This window comes from Bacillus sp. SLBN-46 (genome assembly GCF_031453555.1).
In the GTDB taxonomy this organism is placed as follows: Bacteria; Bacillota; Bacilli; order Bacillales; family Cytobacillaceae; genus Neobacillus.
The window spans coordinates 3576873-3598507 of record NZ_JAVIZM010000001.1; the positions used below are offsets into that span (position 1 = coordinate 3576873).

The 21635-nt window shown below is 38.7% G+C and carries 16 protein-coding genes; 4 read left to right on the top strand and 12 right to left on the bottom strand.

What is annotated here, in order from left to right:
- The first annotated feature begins 41 nt into the window (after positions 1-41).
- Complete coding sequence (locus QFZ87_RS18285) at positions 42-470, top strand: cell wall hydrolase (RefSeq protein ID WP_309864393.1); 429 nt, start codon at positions 42-44, stop codon at positions 468-470.
- 95 nt (positions 471-565) lie between these two features.
- Here the strand turns inward: QFZ87_RS18285 and QFZ87_RS25010 are convergent, their stop codons facing one another.
- The 3 genes from QFZ87_RS25010 to QFZ87_RS18295 form a co-directional block, all read right to left on the bottom strand.
- Positions 566-736, bottom strand: coding sequence for a YuzK family famiily protein (locus QFZ87_RS25010; protein ID WP_483862247.1), 171 nt, complete (start codon positions 734-736; stop codon positions 566-568).
- Positions 737-966: 230 nt separating this feature from the next.
- Positions 967-2178 carry a GNAT family N-acetyltransferase gene (locus QFZ87_RS18290; protein WP_309864395.1) on the bottom strand — a complete coding sequence of 404 codons (1212 nt, stop codon included), beginning with the start codon at positions 2176-2178 and terminating at the stop codon, positions 967-969.
- A 79-nt stretch (positions 2179-2257) separates the two neighbouring features.
- Complete coding sequence (locus QFZ87_RS18295) at positions 2258-2920, bottom strand: DNA-3-methyladenine glycosylase (RefSeq protein ID WP_309864397.1); 663 nt, start codon at positions 2918-2920, stop codon at positions 2258-2260.
- Positions 2921-3105: 185 nt separating this feature from the next.
- On the opposite strand from QFZ87_RS18295, the gene QFZ87_RS18300 reads away from it, so the two are divergent.
- Positions 3106-3969 carry a peptidylprolyl isomerase gene (locus tag QFZ87_RS18300; protein ID WP_309864400.1) on the top strand — a complete coding sequence of 288 codons (864 nt, stop codon included), beginning with the start codon at positions 3106-3108 and terminating at the stop codon, positions 3967-3969.
- Between the two features lie 36 nt (positions 3970-4005).
- Here QFZ87_RS18300 and rlmD read toward each other — a convergent pair whose 3' ends face one another.
- The 6 genes from rlmD to QFZ87_RS18330 form a co-directional block, all read right to left on the bottom strand.
- On the bottom strand, positions 4006-5379 hold the full coding sequence (gene rlmD / locus QFZ87_RS18305; protein WP_309867966.1) for a 23S rRNA (uracil(1939)-C(5))-methyltransferase RlmD: 1374 nt from the start codon (positions 5377-5379) through the stop codon (positions 4006-4008).
- A gap of 222 nt (positions 5380-5601) precedes the next feature.
- Positions 5602-6249: a copper homeostasis protein CutC gene (locus tag QFZ87_RS18310; RefSeq protein ID WP_309864404.1), complete on the bottom strand. Its 648-nt coding sequence runs from the start codon at positions 6247-6249 to the stop codon at positions 5602-5604.
- A 229-nt stretch (positions 6250-6478) separates the two neighbouring features.
- Positions 6479-7390, bottom strand: coding sequence for a WD40 repeat domain-containing protein (locus tag QFZ87_RS18315; RefSeq protein WP_309864406.1), 912 nt, complete (start codon positions 7388-7390; stop codon positions 6479-6481).
- Between the two features lie 576 nt (positions 7391-7966).
- Entirely contained in the window at positions 7967-11023 is a 3057-nt protein-coding gene (locus QFZ87_RS18320) for an efflux RND transporter permease subunit (RefSeq protein ID WP_309864409.1), read from the bottom strand.
- 649 nt (positions 11024-11672) lie between these two features.
- Positions 11673-12695: an electron transfer flavoprotein subunit alpha/FixB family protein gene (locus QFZ87_RS18325; RefSeq protein ID WP_309864412.1), complete on the bottom strand. Its 1023-nt coding sequence runs from the start codon at positions 12693-12695 to the stop codon at positions 11673-11675.
- Positions 12696-13523, bottom strand: coding sequence for an electron transfer flavoprotein subunit beta/FixA family protein (locus QFZ87_RS18330; RefSeq protein ID WP_309864415.1), 828 nt, complete (start codon positions 13521-13523; stop codon positions 12696-12698). It abuts the gene before it with no gap.
- Between the two features lie 650 nt (positions 13524-14173).
- Between QFZ87_RS18330 and QFZ87_RS18335 the strand changes: the two genes are divergently transcribed.
- The gene (locus QFZ87_RS18335) at positions 14174-15835 is read left to right on the top strand and encodes a multicopper oxidase family protein (protein WP_309864417.1); all 1662 of its coding nucleotides are present in this window, start codon (positions 14174-14176) and stop codon (positions 15833-15835) included.
- A gap of 136 nt (positions 15836-15971) precedes the next feature.
- Positions 15972-17585, top strand: a complete 1614-nt coding sequence (locus QFZ87_RS18340) for a GMC family oxidoreductase (RefSeq protein WP_309864419.1) — start codon at positions 15972-15974, stop codon at positions 17583-17585.
- A 185-nt stretch (positions 17586-17770) separates the two neighbouring features.
- On the opposite strand, the gene ypfJ is transcribed toward QFZ87_RS18340, so the two are convergent.
- From ypfJ to QFZ87_RS18355, 3 genes are all read right to left on the bottom strand, one after another.
- Complete coding sequence (gene ypfJ, locus QFZ87_RS18345) at positions 17771-18607, bottom strand: KPN_02809 family neutral zinc metallopeptidase (protein WP_309864422.1); 837 nt, start codon at positions 18605-18607, stop codon at positions 17771-17773.
- Positions 18608-19150: 543 nt separating this feature from the next.
- Complete coding sequence (locus QFZ87_RS18350) at positions 19151-19612, bottom strand: CarD family transcriptional regulator (RefSeq protein WP_309864424.1); 462 nt, start codon at positions 19610-19612, stop codon at positions 19151-19153.
- 367 nt (positions 19613-19979) lie between these two features.
- On the bottom strand, positions 19980-21635 hold the full coding sequence (locus QFZ87_RS18355) for a glycerol-3-phosphate dehydrogenase/oxidase (protein ID WP_309864426.1): 1656 nt from the start codon (positions 21633-21635) through the stop codon (positions 19980-19982).

The following is a 21635-nucleotide window of genomic DNA, read 5'->3' on the forward strand; positions in this document are numbered from 1 at the left end:
GGATGCTATGCAAGGACATTCATAAAATGAGGTGAAACGCAATGCCGGTTGTAAAAGCAAGAGGTTCGGATATTGATCTTTTAGCGAGGTTACTTCGAGCGGAAGCTGAAGGAGAAGGAGAAAGAGGTATGCAGCTTGTTGGGAATGTAGGTATTAATCGTATACGTGCAAATTGTTCAGACTTTAAAGGACTTCGAACAATTCCACAAATGATTTACCAGCCTCATGCCTTCGAAGCTGTTCAACATGGGTATTTTTATCAAAGAGCCAGAGAACGAGAAAAACGTTTAGCCCGTCGAGCAGTCGATGGAGAACGGTATTGGCCAGCAAAATTTAGTCTGTGGTATTTTAAGCCGCCAGGTGATTGCCCTCCAACTTGGTATAATCAACCTTTTGTAGGAAAGTTCAAGAATCACTGTTTTTATCAACCTAAAGCAGAGACCTGCGAAAACGTTTATAATACTTTTTAAAATTTGTATAATAATTGGGTTTTAGAAAAATAAAAAAAACACACCCTCTTGAATGAGAAGTGCATTTTCTTATTTTGATGGTCTTTAAGCATTCATTATATCTTTAAGCGATTATTAAAATGAATAAGTCTATCTAATTCTGCAACCATTCTACAACACTGTAAATAATCCTTTTTACGTCGTTTTTCGACTTTCATTCTCACTGAATGATGTCTTCTGTAATCTTCATACCCTACACCATGAGAACTACGCATCGCTTTTTCCATTTCGCTCGTATAACTTAATTGTAAATGATTAATACCCAATCATTCCTTTCAGTTCTTTTCACTTGGCGAGTTGTTCTTTAACGTAGTTTCTATCTTATCACCGACTTCTAGGGAACACAAAGTCGAAAAAACGTTGTAATTTGCTGTATTTGGGAATGTCATCCGCTCACAGGAAGCTATCACTGCCATCCTCAGTTTTGTATCCATATCCTTCCAAATGATACGTTTTACTAAAAATAATCCGAAAAATATGGGATCTCTCGTTCAATTAAATTCTCTAATATTTCAACAGTCTGTTCATCACTTGCAAGCCGACCGATAATTGCCAAATAAGATGGTCTCTTGTAACCAAGTAACATGGTTGTAAGTGTCTGAATGTCCAATGAAAAATCAGGTGAATTTTCACTTTCAAATAGCTTTCCTTGACCTTTGTCATTTACATGAAGTGTAAATATCCCCTGATTCCACTCCAGGATTGGATCATCTAGCATAAACGTCAGTTGGGTATCCGTACTAACTGCCTTAAAAGGATATTGAGAAATAAATTGTTTAATATCAACAATGCGCGCCATGTAATAAGGAGTAATTGTTTCTTTGATATCCCCATCCTCTAGCCAAAATGCTAATGGATCATTCGTAAAGGTATTTCCTTCAACTTTTGACACCATTGAGAAATGAGCACTGATAAAATTCCAGAGCCCGGTACGCGCTTCTTGATGAATATATACCATTTCTTTTACATGTAACACATCTTTTGAAATCCAATATAGTAGGTAACCCTGAGGTTGGTGCGAGCGATCATAATAAACAGCAGCCGTTAAATCATCCAAATCCCATCTCCAGTATTCATCCCAAGCCAATTCATTTCGAATCATAGCCGCATGTCGCATACTAGAAAAATTCCTATAAACCGTTCGAATATCTGGATGCTCTGTATTTAATCTCTCTACATAACCAGTAACCTTTTTCACCTTTGGCAATTGATTATCTCTGATTTCAAAGGTCATCTTATCGGAAATAATCTCCCAGCCTTTCCGACGATAAAAAGGAATCGAATATGGAAATAAATACGAAATGGATTGCTTTCTTTGCTGCATATCTGCAAGTGCCTGCCTCATCAACTTACTCATGAGTCCCATATTGGCATATTCCGGATAGGTACTAACACCTGTCAGCCCTCCCATTTCATATGTTCTCCCAAAAATATTCACTTGAAATGGATAAACTGCTAGTTGCGAAATCAATTTTTCACCATCAAACCATCCCAACACATCTGCCTTTTCCAAAACTGGTAGCTTGGCTAATGCGATTTCACGTTCCTCCCACCCGACCTTTTGTAGTTCTTTTTTTGTAACTTGGAATACATATCGCAATAACTCATTGAACTGTTGAAAATGTCTGGTTTCCACTTTCCCCATTCTGAGTCTATCCAATCGACTCATCCTATTCCCTCCAAAGTTCGTGCAGCTTCATTTATATTAAGGGTATCCTCATTCTTCTTTATCTATTTATTTTGGGCATTTATTTGGTATTTATGTGCAAATCGCAACCTTGTTGTTTTAGAAGTACATATTCTGACTTTTGGTGCCTTGAAACATATTTATTATTAGTTACCCAAAAGCGCCATGGAAAGTCACGTGCTTCACCAGCGTTGTCAATTCCAATCCTTTTCCCGACTGATATACTTTCCGGACAAAATCCTTTGGCAATATATAAAGGAGCGGTTGTAAGGGGACGGCCATAGTCCTCTTTCGTAATGCCCAATGATTTCGTCAGTTTGCCTGGTCCGTTGGTTAAACTCGTCAGTTCTTCCATTCCTCTTCTACTTTTCATTAGCCCAACCCCGTACAAAGGTTCCACGGCACGAATCAAAACGGCTTCAGGTTTTTCCTCACCTCCGCTGGTCACATTGAAAAGGCAGTGTGTATGCATCATATAAATGTAGGCAAGCCCGCAACGTTGAAACATGACCTCTGTTCTTGCTGTCCTCCTGTTTTGATAGCTGTGTGCAGCCCTATCACTCGGGCCGATGTAAGCCTCAGATTCTACAATATATCCAGCTGCAATTCCCTCATTAGTTTCTTTTACAAGAAGGCATCCTAGCAAAGCTTTTGCCAGTTCAAGAGTGGGCTGTTCAAAAAAATCCTGAGATACTGGAACGATTTCTTTGTTGAATTCTTCCATTGTTTTATGCCTCCATTAAATTTTAATAATTTTCCTATGTAAAAGTCTTGATCATCCCAGCTGTCTTTGAGAAGAATTGGAAGCTTTTATTATGTGTTTATTCATAGCTTGTTCATTGTTTATTCATAATCATTATGTATTATAGTTTTTACCTTCAGTATAATATTATTTTTAGGAGTGTAAAAATGAAAAAATTGATTCTTTCAGGACTTATTATTAGTGCATTAGGATTATCTGCATGTAGTAGTAATACTTCCCTAGTAAAGTCCGATGCAGGAAACATCACACAAGATGAACTATATCAGGCTATGAAAACAAAGTATGGAGCCCAAACGCTTCAACAACTTCTTGTAGAAAAAGTCCTTTCAAAGGAGTATAGCGTTTCTAAATCAGAAATCGATACAGAAGTAAAAAAATCTAAAGAGCAGCTTGGTGATCAATTTCTCCCAACCATTCAGCAATATGGCTATAAAACTGAGGATGATTTCCGAAAAAGTGTAAAACTAAATCTGCTAGAGAAAAAAGCGGTGCATAAAACGGTTAAGGTGACGGATAAAGAGTTGCAAGATGCCTACGCTGCCTATAAGCCAGATATTCAAGCACGTCATATATTAGTAGAAGATGAAAAAACAGCAAATGATATTGAAGCTAAACTTAAAAAAGGCGAGAAGTTTGAAGATTTAGCGAAACAATCTTCCAAGGATACTGCGAGTGCTACAAAAGGCGGAGATCTCGGATGGTTCGGCTCTGGCGTGATGGACCCTGATTTTGAAAAAGCAGCATTTGCCTTAAAACAAAACGAAATTAGCGCTCCGGTCAAAACGCAATTTGGCTATCACATCATTCAAGTGACAGGAATAAAAGAAAAACAACCATTCGATAAGATGAAAGTTACTCTCACGGATCAAGTGAAAGACTCGAAGGTAACGCAGGATATGATTCTCAAAGTATTAAAAGAAGAGTTTAAAAAGGCAGATATAAAAATCTCTGATAAAGATTTGAAGAGTGCTGCGGAATTCGCTACACCAGCAGCAACAACCAATTCATAATGATTGACTTATCAAAAAAGGCAACGACCATTGCGGTCAGTTGCCTTCTTTAAATAGGAGTTGTGCGACACACTCCACATGTACAGTATGCGGGAATAAATCAACAGGCTGTACAATCTTTAATTCATATCCGAAATGCTCAAGCTCTTTAATATCTGTAGCAAACGTATCCGGATTACAAGATATATATACGATTCTTTCTGGTTTGGATCGTCCAATTTTTCTCATCACTTTACCGCCTGCACCAGAACGGGGCGGATCTAGAACTAATAATTCTGGATGCCCAAAGCTCTCCAGTACTTCATCTATCCCATTTCTCGCATCTTTGGCTAAAAAGTATGTGTTTGTAAGGCCATTATCTAGAGCATTTCGTTTGGCCGATTCAATTGAACTCTCCACAATTTCAATGCCTGCTAGTTTTTCTACTCTGCTGGCGAAAGGAAGAGAGAACGTACCTACCCCACAGAATAAATCAATCATCTTTTCCGTTTTCTTTGGTTCACCCATTTCGATTGCTAAGTCCACCAGTTTTTGTGCTTGGGTTGGATTCGTTTGGAAAAATGTATCAAACCATAAGCGGAACCGATAACCATCCATTTCATCGTATATAAAATCACGTCCGCCTAATACATGACTTTTTTCGGATTGCGTTCGGTCGGCCCAGTCTGTATTTTCAAGCCATAACAAGCTTTTTACCTGAGGAAACTTTTGCCCAATTCTCTTTGCTAAATCGGCAGCTGCATCCTCTAAATGGGCAACAGGTCCTTCTGTTGCAAATAACGCCAGCATAATTTCACCTGTAGCAAAAGACTGTCTCACCATTAAATGACGTAGCAATCCTTCATGTAGGTCTTTGTTATATCCTGTTAATTGGTAGTTCTTCACCCATGCGGCTACTTCCATCGCAGCTTCAACCATTTCCTTACCCGCAATCAAACATGATTCGAGTGAAATGATTTTTCGGAAGTTCCCTTGTTCATGTAGCCCAAGTGACCCATCAGGAGCAAACGTAAATTCCATTTTATTTCGATAACGCCAAGGTTCGTCCATACCAATCGTGTCTTGAACGAGGTTCGGATTAAAGCCTTGAGCTTCAATTGCCTCTTTTACATGAAGAGTTTTTTGTCTTAACTGCCCGCTATAATCCCAATGCTGCCATACGCATCCCCCACATCTTTCAAAATGCGGACATGGAGCAGTTGTTCTTTCTGGATTCGCCTCAAGGATTTCTTCCGGCATTGCTTTTCTTCGTCTTCGATCCGGCTGGTCAACGATGACACGGACCTTCTCACCTGGAAGAGTTTGCGGAATAGTAAGCTTTAACTTCCGTTTATTTCCAAGCTCATTTTCAAGCCATTGAACCGCTTGACCAGAGCCTTTTTCATCTAAATTATCTATTTTAACTAGCATTTCTTTTGCTGTAGTAACAGTCAATTTTTCTTCCTCCCAAATTACCTTTCTTACTCTATTTAAAAATATAATAAAAATCTATTATGACATAAGTTTATCATTTTTTTAATCCTCTTTTACAAATAATAAAACCACCAAAAAATAGAATTTGGTGGTTTTAGCGTTTATTACATTGTTTTCAAAGAAGGGAATTTACCAAAATTTGTACCTATTTTTTCGGGTTTAGATTAAATCTAGTTGACCCACAATTTTCGTCCCATGTACTTCACTTATATTCAACTTACTAGTTAGATAATGTAGGTTTTTGTCTGTAATTCCACCACCCGGCAAAATGATTATTTTGTCTTTCGCAAAGTCCACAAATTCCTTCAACCGGCTTAGGTTGTCTTCGATTGAACTAGATTCTGGCCCTCCGTGAGTTAAAATCCGTTTCACTCCATGTTTCGCAAGCCAATCAATAGCCTCAAATTGATAATCGGGTTTTATATGATCGAATGCCATGTGAAAGGTAATATCCAGCCCTTTCACAGAATCCAGCAAGTGAAGCATGGGCTCTTCATCAATCCAGCCTGACTCATTTAAACAGCCAATTACCACTCCGTCTGTCCCTAACTGTTTGAAATGGACAATATCATTTTGCATAATCTCAATTTCTTCTTTAGTATTTATAAAGTTTCCACCTCTAGGTCTAACCAAGGTCATGACCTTCGTATTGTTGAGGTGACAATATGTAATGGTTTTTGCAGCTACCCCGTGACTAACCGTTGTGCCTCCTACAGATAGGTTGTCACATAGTTCAATGCGATTTCCCCCTCTCGCAATAGCCATAGGAACCCATGTAAAATTCTCCACACAAACTTCTTTTAGCATACAAACACACCTTTTTTGTTTAAACGTAAAAAAATTACCAAAATACATAGTTTAATAATATCACGGTATTGGTTCCTATAACGCAATAGCCATAGAAAAAACACACTCTCAATTAATGACAAGTGTGTTCTAAACACCTTATTATATTTATCATAATTCTTGCATTTTCGACAAATTAATTGAGCAATAGACTGCTAGGTGGTAGAGATTTGTTTGATTATTATTTCTATCAGCCTTTTTTAGATTTTCGTTTTCTATTACGTTTTCCACTGCTTCCATGACTACCACTACTACCATGACTACCGCTGCTCTCATGATTACCACTGCTTTCATGTCCTGTACCTTTGCATTTTCTAGGCTGATTAAGCGAAATATCCTCTACGGAGTGAGAGAGGTTATCAAGAACACCTTTTATAGTATTATATGGAGCTGGTCCTAGATTATAGAAATTATTAAAAACATCTGTAACAATTAAGTCTCCTGTGTTTTCATCCTCATCGATTCCCGCGACTCCCACGGGTAAAAGATAGGTTTTAAGAATCATGCCGGTATTAACATCCACCGCAAACAGTTGATTTCTAATCTCGCCTGCATCTGACAGAATGACTTTTTTTCCACCAAGGTCACTCGGGCGGGCAATGGCAAGGGTATCGTTCCCATCTATAGTGGGATCTCCTTGGAATGGAATTTCTATTATTTTTATAATTTTACCGTTACGAGGGTTAAGATTGTAAAAACGACTGACCAAAACTTGTTGCCCCGTCTCTGGATCATCTTTTAAAATTGGTAGGTAAACGGCCGCCCATAGCGTACAATCATCTGGGTCCATGTCTAAAGCACCGATACCGGGTCCATTCACTCCGCCAGGATCCGGGATCGTAAGTATCTCTTCACCTGTTAGTGGATTATTCTTATGAATGAATCCATCGCCAAAACCTCCAACTCCGGTTACCCTGGTTGTCCAAATAAAACCATCAGACGGATCAAAAGCTACACCTCTCCCATTCCCATAGGTTCCGTTTCCTGGAACAAAAGTGGAGATTACAGTGTCTGTCTTTAGATCCCATACACGCATCGATGCAGCACCTGAAGCTGCAAAATCATAGGCCCACAGGAGACCCTTTGGTAAAATATTTCCCATGCTGAATACTCCTTTGCTATTTTTTAGTTAATTATTGGAATAATTTTAACTATAATAAACTATTCAAAATACCAAAAAAGTAACAAAGCAGTTGTCCCTACAAAAAGAAATATTTTCTTACTCAAATACTTTTCTCTATACTTTTTGTTGATTTCTCTAATTTCGTCATAGGGTAATCCATCACGTACAATGACTTTATTATCAAACCAATGGTTTTTGACTAAACAATTGTTTCGGCGTTTTACCAATGATGACCTACTGAATGTTGATTTCACTGTGTTTGAAAAATAAACGGAAAAATTCCGTTTAAATTGGGAAATACCCCTATTTCCTTAAAAATAGAGGAAGTTTTTCCGCTAATATTTATCCAAATCATTAGATTTCGTCTTATTTAGAGCAGTTAATCGGAATATCTCCGCTTATATCTGCTTCTTAAGCTTCCTCTATATACAATAGCCGGAAATTCTCCGCTTATGAATTCTCATACCTTCACGAAAATCAACAATGAATAATAACAGACCCTTTCTAAAAAAAGAGAAGTGCTTTTAAAAACACTCCTCCCTCTACTATTACTTATCATTTCAAGAGCCCCGTCATCTTGGAAACACCTCTTGCCGCGCTAGTCACTGTTGCTTCATTCTTTCTACTAAATCTCGTCTTAATCGACCTTAAAATATGATATGTGGTTGGTACAATCACCAAGGTTAACAAAGTTGAAGTCAGCAGCCCCGATATAACGACAATCGCTAAAGACCTCGAGATCAATCCACCTTCACTGGACAAAGCTAAAGGTAATAGCGCACCAATTGTCGCCAGCGCTGTCATCAAAATCGGGCGTAGACGTGTCTTACCTGCTTCAAGCAAAGCTGCCTTGATTTCCATTCCCTTCTTCTCATTCTGCTTCACCCGTTCCATTAACACAATCGCATTGGTCACCACAATTCCGATTAACATGAGGAAGCCAACCAATGCTGGCATGCAGAGTGCTTGATTCGTCAGATATAAGCCCAACAATCCACCCGAGAACAAGAATGGTAAGGAAGACAAGATTGACAGTGGCATTAACATATTTCCAAATGCGACAAGCATGACAATGAACACCAACACAACCGCAACCGCCATCGCAATCGTCATATTTGTAAATCCTTCATTCATCGCTTGCGCTTGGCCTTCTGAATGATAGGTAATTCCCTTTGGTAAATCTAACGCTTTCAGACGCTTATCGACTTCTGCTTGCACACCAGAAGTATTATCCGTTGTGATCCGGCCAGAAACCTGCACATATTGCTGTTGATTTAATCGGTACAATGCAGAAGGACTTGGCTGCTTCGTAAGAGTCGCCACATCTGATAATGTGACTGGAACCCCCATCGGGTTCATGATTGTTTGGCTCATGATATCATGAATCGAATGGGCTGGGTCTCCCGCCAACAACAAATTAACACTGGTTGTTTTCCCTTCCACTTGCATATCGCCCACATGATCGCCTGAAATCAACTGTCTAACAAAGCCTGCAACCATAATTGGACTTAAGCCTTTTTCTGCCGCTTTTTGGTCATCAATCTTCAATTGAAGCTGTTCCTTCACGCCAGAGAGGTTCGATTCAACATTTTCCAACCCATCAATATCTTTAATTTTATCTACAATCATTTTACCAGCAGTTTCTAAATCTTTGGCATTTGTACCCTCGACCATTAATGCTAAACCGCTTGTTCCAACTATCCCCACAGGAGCGAGAGCGACTTTCATTTGATCATCCAGTTTCTCTACTTCTGTTTTTACCCTCTTTTCAAAATCACTGGTCTGTTCCTTCGTTATGTTATCGTTTAAATCAATGGAAAAACGAAGATGTTCCCCATTTGCAATTGTTTGTACATTTTTAATTTGTTTTTCCTTAACAAGTACTTCTTCAACTTTGATAGCAAGTTCGTTCGCTTTTTCCAATGAGGTTCCAGCTGGTAAGTCTCCTGTTAACCGGTAGGAAACGGCTTTTTCTTGTGGTAAAAAGTTCTTCGGAATCATGGGAACCAGTGCGAGCGATCCAGCAAACATCACTACTGCTATTACAATCGTTACCGCCCGTTTATTTAAGACCCATGTCAAGGTATGCTTATATGCTTTTTCAAACCAACTTTCTTTCACTTCTTTATGCTTGATTTTCAGTAAGAATAATTTAGCCAACAACGGAACAACCGTTAGTGAAACAATCAAGGAAAACGCCAGTGCCACGATAACCGTGATGCCAAACGGTGCAAAGAAGCGGCCTATTATCCCTGGTACAAAGGAAAGTGGCCCGAATACAGCAATGGTTGTAAGTGTGGAGGAAGTAATCGCTCCTCCCACTTCTTTGGCTGCCGTTAACACCATTCGCTCATCACGTCTAGTGCTTGTTAAGGTCCGACGGTATACGTTTTCAATGACCACAATCGAATCATCAATGACCCGTCCGACAGCTACAGCGATTCCAGCCAGGGTCATCATGTTTAAGCTATAGTCCAAATATTTCATTGTGATCATAGAAGCCAATATCGATAATGGGATCGATAAGACGGCTACAATCGTTGCTCTTATATTTCGTAAAAATAAGAACGTAACAATCACTGCAAACAAAGTACCTAGCAATACCTCACGCAGCATCCCATTGACAGACGTTTTGACTTCTTTGGAGGTATCGTATAATTTGGTTAATTTATAGCCAGCAGGAAGATCTAATGCATTCAGCTTTTCTTTTGCCTGCCCCACTACTTCAACCGTATTGGATCCTGCTTGTGCTTTCATTTCTACTAGTACAGCCGGCTTTTCGTTTAAACGAGTATAAACGGTTTCCTTTTTATTGCTATAGGAAACGTCGGCGATCTCTGACAAACTGACCTTTTGAATACCAGTTGGCTCTTGAACCAAAATTTGAATATCCTCTACATCCTTTACCGAACCAAGCTTGAAATCAGCTTGAACATTTAACGTTTTATCCTCTACATTCATTTGACCAGCAGGAAAAGAAAAATGATGAGCTAAAAATGTTTGTTTGACGGTCTCATATGTAATTCCGTAACTCTTCATCTTTTCCGAATCAAGTTTGATCGCTACTTGCTTTTCTGTCTCACCAGAAACCTCAACTGCACCTGCACCATCGATACCTGATAAAGCTGGTTTAATGTGTTCATTAATATATTGTGTCAGATCGGATTGATTGGCTGTGTCTGACGAAAGAGCAAACTCAAATACTGGTGCGGCAGACGGACCGTCCTTTAGAATTTGCGGTTTCTCAGCACCTTCCGGCAGCTTGATTGAAGCAACTGCTGTGGTCACATCTTTCTCGGCTTCATCCATGTCCTTGCTCATCTCAAACTCGAGAATTCCCACCACTACATTACTGTGTGCTTCAATATAGAGATTATCTAGTTTCTTAATTCCCGACAACGTCGTTTCCATTGGCTTCCCGATATCCTCTAAACCTTGTTCCGGGGTAGCTCCAACATATGGAACCTGTACGATAATATACGGAATGTCGACATTCGGCATCGACTCCATCTTCATCGTTTTGACGGAATAAATACCTCCCGCCATCACCATTAACATAGCGATAAAAATAACCCCTGCGTTCTTTAAAGAAAATTTTATCCACGACTGCATAATTTCTTTCCCCTCCGGTATTCGTTTTTTCCATTTGCTTATCTCTTGATTTCCTTTTTCATTATAGGCTTTCCACCCAGCTTCTAGCCTCGGGCGGTTGTTGTAAAATGGTCTAAGACCTGAGACCTAGAAATGTTTTCCAATCTCGAAAGAGCATCAGATGAGTAGACGGCAAAATCGGATGAAGGGTTTCATAAACAATATGTATTTTTCCGAACATACAAAAAAAGCCGCTCAGCAGTAGGAGCATCTCTTAATTAATGGCTCATTTCTTAGACATTGATGCTTTTGTCTACCTTTTTTAAGGTTCGTTCTAATAAATAGGCGGAGGAATTCCGCCTATTTGGAAAACTGGACGTAAATTAGCTCAAATAGACGGAGATATTCCGCTTATTCTATTGTAAAATGCAAAAATTGGGCACTTTTCTTTGAATAAGCGGAAATACTCCGCTTATCTACTCCAAAATGAGCTCGATTTTGCAAATAACCGGAAAAACTCCGCTTACTGATTACTCTTCTAAGGGACAATCCAATTAGCCAGCTTTTTCGCAGTGTAGTTCAGAATCTAGATGAATAAACCTCCGCTTTTATACCATAACAACAATGTTTTAGTAAACAGCTTAGAATATTCCCGCATCGAACTCTTATTTTATTTCATTACCTTATCTTTAGAAAGAGCATGTTTAAATTGTTCGATCAATATAGGGACAATCTCAAAGGCATCTCCAACAATTCCATAATGACAGTTTTGAAAAATCGGGGCTTCTTTGTCTTTATTTATGGCAATAATTAAACCGGAATTTTTCATTCCCACAATATGTTGAATGGCACCAGAAATTCCTATCGCAAAATATATTTTTGGCGTTACCGTCACACCGGTTTGCCCTACCTGATGAGCATGGTCAATCCAGCCCGCTTCCACTACATCCCTACTGGCACCAACCGCTCCACCAAGAGTTTCCGCCAAATGGTGAATTAATTGAAAACCCTCGTAACTCCCCAATCCTTTTCCGCCGGCAACAATAATATCCGCTTCGTCGATTCTTACTTTCTTTACCGTTTCCTTTACAATTTCCAAGACTTTTGTCCGGATGTCTTCCTCTTGTAGCGAAATAGTTTCTTCGAAGATCTTGCCTGTTCTCCCCCGCTCAGGGTTCAGCGCCTTCATGACTTTGGCGCGTACTGTCGCCATTTGTGGCCGATATTTTTTACAAAGGATGGTCGCCATAATATTTCCGCCAAACGCTGGCCGGCTCGCCAAAAGTAACCCCGTTTCCTCTTCGACATCCAACTCCGTCGTATCCGCCGTCAAACCTGTAGGAAGATCGGTAGCTACCGCGCTTGCCAAGTCTTTGCCAGTTGAAGTCGCACCGTAAAGGATAATTTCTGGTTTATATTTATCACTGCACTCCAATAGCGCCTTCATGTAGGTCTCGGTCCGGTAATGTTTAAAGATGGGTTGATCATACACATAAACTGTATCGGCACCATATTCAAATACAGTTTTTGTTAAATGCTTAACATTCTCCCCGATTAAAATACCTGCTAATTCCACTCCCCGTTTGTTTGCCAACTTTCTTCCTGCCCCCAAAAGTTCAAGGGAAACAGAAGCAACCATGTCATCCTTTTGTTCAATGAATACCCAAACACCTTTGTAATCCTTGAAGTCCAATTACATTCCCTCCTTACTTTCAAACAGTTCTTTCTTTTCAAGCAAGACAGAAAGTAATTGCTCTACTTGATCCGTTGGGTTGCCTTCAAGGAACGTTCCCCCTGCCGGCTTTTGCGGAGCCCAAACTTTGGAGACAATCGTTGGGGACCCCTTCAATCCAAGCTGCTTAATATCTACCCCTTCAAGGTCATCCACAGACCAAATATGAGGTTTATACCTGGCAGCTTTTATCATGTTCGGAAACGGAGAGTACGGCACGTCATTGATTGTTTTTTCAACAGAAAACAAACACGGTAAGGCTGAACGGACGACTTCATATCCATCCTCCAGCTTGCGATGAACAATGGCATATCCCTCTTCTTGATTGATTTCCACGACTTTATTCACAGAAGTCAGCGGTGGAATATCGAGCCTTCTTGCGATTCCGGGTCCGACTTGCCCGGTATCTCCGTCAATGGACATTTTTCCGCAAATGATTAAATCTACGGGCTTTTGTTTTGCTATTTTTTCAATCGCCTTTGTCACGGCATAGCTCGTTGCCAATGTATCGGCACCCGCAAACCGGCGATCCGTGATTAAATAACCCTCATCGGCACCTATTTCAATGCACTTTTTAATCGCAGTAACCGCTGGAGGCGGACCCATGGTAACAACAGATACGATCCCCCCATATCTTTGCTTTAAACGAACCGCTTCTTCAACCGCATGGGCATCATACGGATTCAATATCGCAGGTGCTGTTCTACGGTCCATCGTGTTTGTTTTTGGATTCATCTTAATAATTTTGGTGTCAGGCACTTGCTTGATACAGGCAACAATATGCAGCATTTAAACCCTCCCTTTTAATAAAGCAAATAGTCCTTTACTTACCGCAATATGAAACTTGCCGGATGTTTTTCGCTAAAAAGCCTTTTTACGCCCGTTTACTTTTACTTTATTAAAAGAGATGTCCTTACATTCTAGTTTTCTGACAAATATCTATGTAAATGTGCCGATGAAAAGCAAACAAAGAAAAAAAGCACGGATGAAGGATGCACCGTGCTGTTTAGGATGGTTATGAGGTATGCATTTACAGACATAAGTCAATCAATGTACAATTTTTTCAATTATTAAAAGTGGTTAACAGTTCATTTAAAATGAGGCATATCGACAATTTTTTCAAAATTACTTGTTTATAATTACAAAAGTTATGATATGTCACAGTGCAAAATTAAACTTAAGAGGAGGGAACCTATGGAATTTCTACTTTATATCGGTACATATCTCTTAGGTGCTCTTGCGATTGTGCACCTGATTACTTTCACTTTTAATCTATTTTCTAAGTAAAGTTGGTGATTCTTCTGAGTAAGACGCTATCTAACCTCAATTAATTATAGTATTTATTTATAAAATAGGTGAATTAGTAGAGACAAGAGTACAGTCATATAATACTATTTTTTCATTTAATATTCTGAATATAAAAAAGGAGTTGATACTTTATGCCACCAAATCAAAACCATGATTCAAATGTAGACCCATCCATCCCATCTACTATTCCAAAATTTCGGGATGAGCTTCCTATTCCGGAGGTGCTGGAAGCAGAATCACAAGAAGATGGATGTGCTTATTATGAAGTTGAAATGAAGCGGGCTAAGCATAAATTTCATAGGGATTTTAAAGAAACCACCATCTTTGGCTATAACGGTATGTATCCTGGACCAACTATTGAAGCAATGAAAGGACAAGCTGTTAAAGTAAAATGGATTAATAATCTACCAGAGGAACATTTCTTACCCGTGGATAAAACGATACACGGTCCTATCGATAATCCAGAGGTACGTACAGTAGTCCATCTTCATGGAGCTAATGTTGCACCTGATAGTGATGGGCATCCTAATGCTTGGTTTTCTCGTAATAACAAATATGTAGGTTCAAAATATACTAGAGAAGTATATGAATATCCAAATCAACAACAAGCAACCACTCTTTGGTATCATGATCATGCCTTAGGACTTACACGACTTAATATTTATGCTGGGCTGGCAGGTTTCTACCTCCTTCATGACTTTCATGAACTTGGCCTTAATCTCCCAAAAGGGAAATATGATATCCCGCTAATGATACAAGATAAATCATTTAATTCAGATGGCTCCCTATTTTATCCAGAAAGAGGAGCTGATTCTCCACCAGATATTAACCCTTCAATCGTTCGTCGACATATAGGAACTACGATGGTTGTGAATGGGAAAGTATGGCCTTATTTAAACGTCGAGCCACGAAAGTATCGCTTTAGAATATTAAATGCTTCTAATACAAACGGTTATGTTTTTAACCTTTCAAACGGACAATCCTTCTGGCAAATAGGTACGGATGGCGGATTTATTGATAAACCAAAAGCAATCCCGTCATTTCCGCTAGATCCTGCTGAGCGTATTGACGTCATCATCGATTTCTCACAATTAACACCAGGACAGACCATTACTCTTGAAACGACTGAAGTACCACCTCCTAATGGTCCTGGACCTGTTGTTATGCAGTTTAAAGTCGTTCCTATAGAGGGTACTGATCATAGCGAAATCCCCGAAAAACTTAGACCTGTAGAGAAATTAGAGATTAGTAATGTCATAAAAACAAGAAGATTTGTTCTTACTCAAGGTTTAGATGTACACGATAGACTTATGTTAACGTTAAATAATAAAATGTTTCATGACCCTGCAACCGAATTGCCAGAGTTTGACAGTATTGAAATATGGGAATTTGCAAACCCTGTTTTCTTTCCTAATATTCCTCCTAACGTTCCTCCTAACGTATCTCACCCAATGCATATTCATCTTGTGCAGTTCCAAATTCTTGATCGTCAGCTATTTAATGTTAATACATTAAAAGTAGAGGAATGGATTGAATTCGGCACAGGAATTGAATTTATTGGAGATAAACTCCCACTAGATCCGAGCGAAGGAACTCTAATCCCTGGAAAACCAGTTGAAGACGGTCTCAGAGTTTGGAAAGATACTGTAAGAGCTGAACCTGGCAGAGTGACACGAGTTATCGTTCATTTTAACAATTACACAGGAGACTATGTATGGCATTGCCACATTCTGGAGCATGAAGACCACGACATGATGAGACCATTTAGAGTGATTAAAAAGTACAGTGATTAGTTATTAAAAAAGAGGAGAATTTATAAGCTAACTGGAAAACAGTTAGCTTATAAATTCTCACGTGTTTTTTTATATAAAAATAGGTTTTATTTCTATTTCTATTTCTACTTCTATTAATAAAAGTTGGTGAGATAATATGAAAAAGTCAAAAGAAAAAAACGATGAATTAACTTATGATTATATTGTGATAGGAACCGGCCCAAGTGGTTCAGTCATTGCAAAGACTCTTACGGATGACAAAAAAACTTCTGTTCTTGTTTTAGAAGCTGGGGGAAATTATGACGGTGATCTTCCTATTAAAGATTCTACATTTGCTTTAGAACTTGAAGAACACTATTTTCAAAAATATTTTTGGCAAGGTGAGGGAATTCCTCAGGAAGGGCTAGACGAGCAATCTTTTGAATGGACCACGGGTCGACTCTTAGGGGGCGGATCTTCAATCAACACCATGCAGTATGTAAGACCAACTTCAGCAGTTTTTACGGAATGGGAAAGACTTCTAGGGCCACTTTGGTCACCCCAACAGGCAATTAATTATTTTACAAAACTAGAAAAATATAATGGAAGTACGGATCACCCAGAGTATCGTGGAGTTACGGGTCGAATAAATATAAGACAGGCTCAAGGATATCCCAGTACGATGGCCGAAAAACTGGTTTCTGCAATAGAACAAGCAACAAGTTTTTCAAGAATTCTTGACTACAATAATCCTGATACTCCCCTCGGTCCCTTTACCAGCTGGCAATTGTATCAAAACCAATACGGTCAAAGAGAAAGCTCATCAACCGCCTTTTTTTCCTCAGATATCATGACCACTGATGGTAAGGGGATAAATGGTCGAAAGTTGAGAGTTTTCTTTAAATCAACCGCCCTTCGTGTGCTTTTTAAGAAAAATCGGGCAGTTGGTGTTGAATTCCTCAAAGAAGGTAAATGTTTTCGCGCTTCGGCTCGCAAGAAAGTGATTATTTCAGCAGGAATCAACAGTGCCCTGCTATTAATGCTCTCTGGAATTGGCCCCGCTATTCTTCTACAAAATGCAAACATTCCAGTTATTTTCGATAATCCAAATGTCGGACAGAACCTAAAAAACCATACGCTTAATTTTGCAGTTTTTACCTCCTCCAATCCCATTGCCCAACAAACCCCTTTACCACACGATGATTCGTATGCTCTTTTCACAGGAGGTGCTTTCTTGCCTAATCCAACTCCTGGAGCTGACCAGGATCGAAGGGGGGTGCAGCTTATTGGAATTGGCTCTGGTGATACACTAACGGTTGCTATTATTTTCTTACAGCCAAAAAGTAGTGGGTCCATCAAAATACAGAGCAATGACCCCTTACAAATAGTCCTTGCTGATGAAGGATTTCTTGAAAATATTGCGGATTTAGAAGCAATAAAGAACATATACAAAGTTTATATCAAGAAAATAGCAGCCAATCTTGATCCAGAGTATCAGCTCATTTCACCCACATTAGAAATCATTAATCACAACGACCAGCTTGAAGAGTTTATCAAACAAAATTTTGGCCATAATCACCATCAACATGGCTCTCTTCGAATGGCACCTCTTAACCAGAATGGTGTTGTTGATTCCGAAGGACATGTCCATGGAGTAAAAGACTTAATCGTTGCTGATGCTTCTATATTCCCATTTACTGTTGATGGCAACACTTCAGCTCCAGCATATCTCATTGGTTTTACAATTGCGCAGCAATTACTTAACCATGATGTATCCGACCGAGAGGATTGAAATTATACCTTGCTACCATTGGACCTAGAATTTTGAATGATTCAGTGGATAATGGGTCTAATTAAGTGAAGTCGCTTTTTCTACATTAAGTAATCTCCTAATAAAGAGAAGTATGCGCTGCGATACATGAAAAAGAAGCTTCCGAATTGTTCGGACAGCTTCCTACATACCATTATTTAACCCTTTTAAAGATTTGCCTGTTTAAAGGTATCTCCTCCCTCAATGGTGCCTTTTTCAAATCCTTTTTTAAACCATCGCTTTCTTTGTTCGGAAGTTCCGTGCGTAAAGCTTTCAGGAACCACATAGCCCTGTGCTTTTTTCTGAATATTATCATCACCAACTGCGTTTGCTGCATTCATGGCCTCTTCTAGGTCGCCTTCTTCAAGGTACCCCTTCCCTTGGGCATCGTGTGCCCAAACACCCGCCAAGTAGTCAGCCTGCAATTCAAATCGGACAGAGTAGTCATTGGAACGTTTTTGGCTTGCTGAAGCGTTGTCTCCCATATTCAAAAGGGTCTGGACGTGATGACCTACCTCATGGGCGATAACGTATGCCATCGCGAAATCACCAGGTGCTTGGAATCTTTGTCTCAGCTCCTCATAAAAACTTAGGTCAATGTAAAGCTTATGGTCACCTGGACAATAAAACGGTCCAACAGCTGAACTGGCAGTTCCACAGGCCGACTGAACACTGTTCCTATACAAAACGAGCGTAGGATTTTCGTATGTTAGCCCTTTTTCCTGAAATTTCTCTGACCAAACATCCTCCGTATCGGCAAGGACAACCGAAACAAAGTCCGCCAATTCTTTCTCCTGAGTTGATTCTTGATAAGGAGCGCTTGTATCTGACCCTAGATTCGATGTACTATTATTTATTAAATCTCCGGGGTTACCACCGAGCAGTGTAAAAAGGAGAACGATAATGATACTACCAATACCTCCTCCTATCACGGTTTTCCCTCCCATGCCCATACCTCTACGATCTTCAACGTTTGCGCTTTGCCGTCTTCCTTTCCATTGCATCTTTTTACCTCCCTAAAATTATTGATAGAGTATAATCAACCAGTTATCTATTTCCATAATGTTATACCCATCTAAAAGGGAAATAAAAATAGCTATTTATTGGAAGTTGTTTCTTGAACTTCTTTTTTCACATATGCTATTAGTTTTCAAATTAATAGGCATAAAAAATCCACCTCTTCAAAAAGAAAAAGTGGATGTATTCTTATAGAAATAATGACTTTGATAATAAATTGTATACCTAAAACAATGAAAGCCCTACCTCTCTTTCATCCTTACGGCTCCTTGTCCGTGCCAGTGTGAATCAGGATTGCAAAAATCACGTGACTATTTTATCGAGTGAGTTGATGAAACTTCAAACGTTCGTAAAAAAAATTTAAATAATAAAAATGGATTAGATTGTAGATTTAACAAAAGAGGTTAATACTCTAAAAGTGAGTTGAAGAAGCTGAATGTCTTTGAAGTGGATTTACTTGTCCTAATAATCATATTCCCAAAAAGTTCAAGATATTTTTGGAAGATACAATACATTATCTATTATTAACCTTAACAGAAACTTTTTATTTGATTTTCAGTGATCCCTTTAATTAATCCCAGTTCACTCATCAAAAATCCATGTGCGTTATCCAACATTGTTTTTTCACTTGAATTAAGTGCTTTTTCTTTCTTCATACGCATTAAGTCACGTACAACTTCAGCACCTTCTTGTATTTTACCCGTTTTTACTTTGTCGGTGTTCACTTTATACCTTTGTTTCCACGGCAGTAATCGATCTGATTCTCCATGCTGAAAAATGTGTATGATTTGTTTTAATGCAATTATGTCAGTAACTGGACGTATACTTGAACTTAATATTTTACCCGTAGGAATCATGACTTGCATATTACTGATTAACATTTTTATAACAAAATACTGTTGTTTTACCCCTGAGATTTCCTTTTCTTCTATGGCTTTAATTATACCTGCTCCGTGCATTGGATAAACAATGTTATCGCCAATTTGAAACAAATAATCCACCTCCATATTTGGTAACCTTCTTAAGCTTAACACATATAATATTTTTTATCAAATTTTCTATAATATCATAAATTTATTTTCGTCGTCAACTACTTTTTCTTCAAAAATCAAAAAAAGAAAAAACAATAGGAATCGTGTCGTATTACCAATAAAGGCAAGGTTAACTTCCCCGCATATATTCTGAAACCTCTACTAATTAACGTAGATCAGTTTTCCCTTAAAAACGACTAAATCGATCCCGTAAATTGCTACTTCGAATTTCACACTTTCTTGTAATTTTCAAATTAATAGACATAAAAAATCCACCTTTCCTAAAGCAAAAGTGGATTTTTACAAGTCTTTCTTATAAAATCACAGCTTAATCAATTGGAACTCTTGCATGATACAACTCATAATCTAGTTCACTAAAATAAATTTTCTTTTGTTCATCAGTCCAACCCATTTGCTTAGCCATATACTCAATTACGGCATCTTTGTTTTTACTAACATCTATAATATTAAATAATAAATCTCCAGTCCGCCTCAAAAAGAAATCCAGCGGTGTAGCTACCATTTCAAATTGAATAGCATATTCAAGTTTTGCTAATAAGACTGTAGGTAGCTTATTATTATTAAAAAACAGTTCCTTGTTTTGGACGATGTCATATAAAATAGGTACATTCGTTCCATAGCATAGTGCTAGTTCCCTTGCATCTTCTTCTGAAAGTCCAGCCTTCTTCCCTTTTTTTACCTGTTCTTTAATATAACTGCTAAATTTATGAGAACCACCAAATTCACCTCCAGATATTGGAGTATTTCTAGTGTGAGATTCCGTAAACTTTTTGCCGGTTTCTTCAGTAAGTTTTTCGGAAAGTAAATCGACTACTGTTTCTGCCATTTTTCTATATCCAGTCAATTTCCCTCCGGCAATTGTAATTAAACCGGATTCAGAAACCCATATTTCATCTTTACGTGATATCTCAGACGGATTCTTTCCTTCTTCAAATATTAATGGTCTTACACCCGCCCAACTAGATTCAATGTCATCTGGTTTAATCTGTACTGTGGGAAACATATAATTAATAGCATTGATAATATAGTTTCTATCACTTTCAGTCATCTTAGGGTGTTCTTTATCACCGTTATAAAAAGTATCTGTTGTACCAACATAAGTTTTCCCATTACGTGGAATGGCAAATACCATCCTTTGATCCTGTGTATCAAAATATACCGCCTGCTTTAGCGGGAATCTTGATTGATCAATTACAAGGTGTACTCCTTTTGAAAGCCTAAGCTTTTTACCTTTTTTTGAGTTATCCTTCTCACGGAAATCATCTACCCAAGGACCTGTTGCGTTAACAACTTTTTTTGCCCTTATGTTGAAAGTCTCATTACCCAATAGGTCAGTAATAACTATTCCACTTACTTGACCATTATCATAATGGAATCCTTCAGCCTTAGCATAATTTATAGCATTTACCCCATTTTCAACGGCTTTTTTCATAACTTCTATGGTAAGTCTGGCATCATCAGTTCTGTACTCTACATAGCAGCCTCCTCCCTTTAAGCCTTCCTTTTTTATTAAAGGTTCAAGGTCAAGAGTTTCACGTTCACTCAGCATACGTCTTCTTTCACACTTCTTAACCCCAGCGAGAAAATCATAGACCCGCAGACCAATCGAAGTACTCCATTTACCAAAAGTACCACCTTGGTGGATTGGTAGAAGCATCCATTCCGGTTTAGTTACATGGGGACCATTTTCATAAACAATTGCCCGTTCTTTTCCTACCTCGGCTACCATTTTCATTTCTAACTGCTTTAAATATCTCAATCCTCCGTGAACAAGCTTTGTAGAACGGCTGGATGTACCAGCCGCAAAATCCTGCATTTCAACTAGTGCTGTTTTCATACCTCTTGTCGCAGCATCAAGCGCAATACCTGCCCCTGTAATCCCGCCGCCAATTATAAGGACATCGTATTCCTCAGTTACGAGGTTTTTTATTATTTCTTTTCTGCTTAGATTTGTGAATGGCAT

Coding starts and splice junctions, on each gene's coding strand:
- QFZ87_RS18340 (WP_309864419.1), top strand. CDS start 15,972: ATGAAAAAGTCAAAAGAAAAAAACGATGAATTAACTTATGATTATATT.
- ypfJ (WP_309864422.1), bottom strand. CDS start 18,607: ATGCAATGGAAAGGAAGACGGCAAAGCGCAAACGTTGAAGATCGTAGA.
- QFZ87_RS18320 (WP_309864409.1), bottom strand. CDS start 11,023: ATGCAGTCGTGGATAAAATTTTCTTTAAAGAACGCAGGGGTTATTTTT.
- QFZ87_RS18315 (WP_309864406.1), bottom strand. CDS start 7,390: ATGGGAAATATTTTACCAAAGGGTCTCCTGTGGGCCTATGATTTTGCA.
- rlmD (WP_309867966.1), bottom strand. CDS start 5,379: ATGCTAGTTAAAATAGATAATTTAGATGAAAAAGGCTCTGGTCAAGCG.
- QFZ87_RS18300 (WP_309864400.1), top strand. CDS start 3,106: ATGAAAAAATTGATTCTTTCAGGACTTATTATTAGTGCATTAGGATTA.
- QFZ87_RS18295 (WP_309864397.1), bottom strand. CDS start 2,920: ATGGAAGAATTCAACAAAGAAATCGTTCCAGTATCTCAGGATTTTTTT.
- QFZ87_RS18285 (WP_309864393.1), top strand. CDS start 42: ATGCCGGTTGTAAAAGCAAGAGGTTCGGATATTGATCTTTTAGCGAGG.
- QFZ87_RS18335 (WP_309864417.1), top strand. CDS start 14,174: ATGCCACCAAATCAAAACCATGATTCAAATGTAGACCCATCCATCCCA.
- QFZ87_RS18290 (WP_309864395.1), bottom strand. CDS start 2,178: ATGAGTCGATTGGATAGACTCAGAATGGGGAAAGTGGAAACCAGACAT.
- QFZ87_RS18355 (WP_309864426.1), bottom strand. CDS start 21,635: ATGCCATTCACAAATCTAAGCAGAAAAGAAATAATAAAAAACCTCGTA.
- QFZ87_RS18330 (WP_309864415.1), bottom strand. CDS start 13,523: ATGCTGCATATTGTTGCCTGTATCAAGCAAGTGCCTGACACCAAAATT.
- QFZ87_RS25010 (WP_483862247.1), bottom strand. CDS start 736: ATGGAAAAAGCGATGCGTAGTTCTCATGGTGTAGGGTATGAAGATTAC.
- QFZ87_RS18310 (WP_309864404.1), bottom strand. CDS start 6,249: ATGCTAAAAGAAGTTTGTGTGGAGAATTTTACATGGGTTCCTATGGCT.